Raw genomic sequence first — 2,984 nt, forward strand, 5'->3', positions numbered from 1 at the left:
GCATTTTATTATGGTGATCCCCTGGGCGAAATGCGCCTGGTAAGCAGAGTTTTTGAAATGTAAGGCCTTTGAATAAGACAAAAGGCTGCCTCATCGCTAACTTTGCAACAGTGCCTCTAAATTTAACACATCAAGCGCGACAGGCTTCCCGATGAAATACCCTTGCGCCTCGTCACAGTGATAATGTTTAAGCCTTTTCAACTGCTCCGCCGTTTCCACGCCTTCAGCGGTGACAGCCAGCGAATAGGCTTTGCCAAGGCCGATAATATTCTCAACGATGATTTTGGCGTTTTCCGATTCCTCCATGGCGAACACAAAAGATTTATCCAGCTTTATTCCGTCGAACGGGAAGCGTTTCAGATAGCTTAATGCCGAGTAGCCGGTTCCAAAGTCATCAATCAAAAAGCGTACGCCGATATCCTTCAGCTGCTTCATGGTTTCCAGCGTGATATCCGGATTGGAAATCGTCACGTTTTCGGTAATTTCTAACTCCAGCCGGGACGGTTTAAGCCCCGATTTTTGCAGCGCAGCCTTTACCCGTTTCGCCAGGCCACGGGTATTAAACTCCACCGCCGAAATATTGACCGAAATAACCAAATCGGGCGAGAGATGCACCATATCTTTACAGGCTTTCTCCAGCACCACATCACTCATGGCAACGATCAGGCCCGTCTCTTCCGCAAGCGGGATGAACTGATCCGGCATCAGTAAACCGAGACGCGGATGCTGCCAGCGAACCAGTGCTTCGACAGCAGCGATACGCGAGGTTTTAATGTCGTAACGGGGCTGATAAACCAGCTGAAACTGGTCTGTGCATAACGCTTCACGAAACTCTTTTTCCATTTCCCGGCGCTGAATTAAGTACTCGCCCATGTTGGGTTCGTAAAACACCCAGTTATTGCGACCGGTATTTTTCGCTTTATACAATGCGATATCGGATAACCGAATCAGATCGCTGGCGTTCATTGCATCCTGAGGCGCCAGTGCAATCCCCATACTCACGCTGATATACACTTCATTGCCGTTAACGATAAAAGGCCGGCTTATTTCACTGGCAATGCGCTGGCAGAGCGTCTCTATGTCTTTACGCACATAAATATCCGGCAGAATAAGGATAAACTCATCTCCGCCCTGCCGGGCAACCAGATCGATTTTACGGGTACAGGACCGCAACCGGCTGGCGACTTCATTGAGTAACGCATCGCCCGCATTGTGGCCGAATAAATCATTTACCGGTTTGAATTTATCCAGGTCGAGGCTGATCATGGCCAGGGGATGATCCGGATCGGGTAAAGAACGCAGCTCACTTTCCAGAAACTCTTTCATTCTGACCCGGTTTGGTAGGCCGGTTAATTCATCATGCCGCGATAAATACTCGGCACGCTCCTGCGCCTCCACTTCCAGAGTGACATTGGTCACCGTACCGCGAAAGCCCATAGAACCATCATCCATAATGGCGCGCTTCGCCACCACATTGCAGTAACGCTGATGGCCCTGAGCTGAGAAATAGCGGGCCTTTTTGAGCGTGTAATTACTGCTCGTCTGCGGATTCAGCAGCCAGTGATGAAAAAGGATTTTGTCGCTGTGGATGAAATCCAACATGTTCCGCCCAAGCCAGTCGTCAGAATGATGACCGGTAACGCGGGAAAAACGGTCGGATAACCACGTTAGCCGTGCCTCGCTGTCCGCTTCCCAAATCCAGTCGGTGGTGGCTTCAATGACGTCGCGAAAGCGTCGTTCACTTGCCGTAAGCGCTTGTCGGCTTTGCTCAAGCAGGAAAACATTTTCGTCATTAATTTGCGCTTTGATTAACGCACCACGCCGCATCAACCAGGTAAATGCAATGGTCGATAACATCAGAATGATGATTAACGGCAGCTCCCGGTTCATCAGCGCTCTGCCCGGATCGTCGCTTCGCCACTCAATCAGAACATCGCCATTATCAATGGGTAAAATAAGCTGAGCTTCCCGGTAGTCGGCTTTCAGGTGTGGCTCCATTCTGCCGAACGTATGCGCATTATGAATGCCGTATTCGTTGCCCATTTTCTCCAGTTTAACGGGCGTTAACACGTCGGCGAAAATCAGTACCGAGGCATCTTCCGCCACCGGCGTGATGCTTTCATCGTCTTCCGACGTGATCCGGGCCGCCGCCAGTAAGGTGAGTTGCCCGTTGGTCATCATAAGGCGTGAGACGGCTTTACCCTGGCTTTGTGAGAGGTCGTTAAAAAGTTCTTTGGTGATGTTCCGGTTGAGCCATTTCTCGAAAGGCTGGCTGACAAGATTTCCTTCAATGACGCTATAACGCGTCTCCCCGGCGGGAGACAAAACAAATACGCCTTCATACTGGTAATTCGTGTAAAGCGATTCACCAAGGTTCTGGCTGTCCCATGCCCATTTAACATTCACCTGCTTGTGCAAATTATTATACGCTTCGCCCCAGTCGGCATTATCCATTAAATTTGCGCGTATCTTTTCCTGCCGGTTAGTGAGGGCTTTTTGCAAAAGTAAACTGCTGCGCGCGTCTGCTTTATTATTAAGATTATCCGCGATATATAAAAGATTCACTATTGCCGCCAGAAAGAGACTGCTCAGCAACGCCGCGGTAATAATAAAATTTTTCTTTACTATGCCACTGGTTTCTCCTGAAAAACTACTTACTTTGTTGAAGCGCTGCCAGTTCATTTTCCCCATCTCTTAACGGGTGAGAGTCCATTGTCCTGAAATAGGCACAGCCCGCAGAGGCAGTATCGGCAGAAACGGATTTTTTCTCCAGAATTTTTTGAGCACTTTTTTTTGCTTTAGCTAGGGAAGGTGCGAATAAGGGCACTGTTGCAAAGTTAGCGATGAGGCAGCCTTTTGTCGGTGATGCTAGTGTATGATGGTGTTTTTGAGGTGCTCCAGTGGCTTCTGTTTCTATCAGCTGTCCCTCCTGTTCAGCTACTGACGGGGTGGTGCGTAACGGCAAAAGCACTGCCGGACATCAG

The 2,984-nt window shown here is 49.3% G+C and carries 2 protein-coding genes; one reads left to right on the forward strand and one right to left on the reverse strand.

The window, feature by feature from the left end; genetic code table 11:
• Positions 1 to 96: 96 nt before the first annotated feature.
• Positions 97 to 2,682, reverse strand: coding sequence for an EAL domain-containing protein (locus tag FHC49_RS13935; RefSeq protein ID WP_047064185.1), 2,586 nt, complete (start codon positions 2,680 to 2,682; stop codon positions 97 to 99).
• Positions 2,683 to 2,900: 218 nt separating this feature from the next.
• Here FHC49_RS13935 and FHC49_RS13940 point away from each other — a divergent pair.
• Positions 2,901 to 2,984, forward strand: an 84-nt coding sequence (locus FHC49_RS13940) for an IS1 family transposase (RefSeq protein ID WP_001774864.1), incomplete at its 3' end; no start/stop codon positions are given.

The organism is Kluyvera sp. EC_51 (assembly GCF_019584505.1).
GTDB classification, from domain to species: domain Bacteria; phylum Pseudomonadota; class Gammaproteobacteria; order Enterobacterales; family Enterobacteriaceae; genus Kluyvera; species Kluyvera sichuanensis.

Excerpts from the sequence above, each read along its gene's own strand:
- FHC49_RS13935 (WP_047064185.1), bottom strand. The coding sequence starts at position 2,682 with ATGAACTGGCAGCGCTTCAACAAAGTAAGTAGTTTTTCAGGAGAAACC.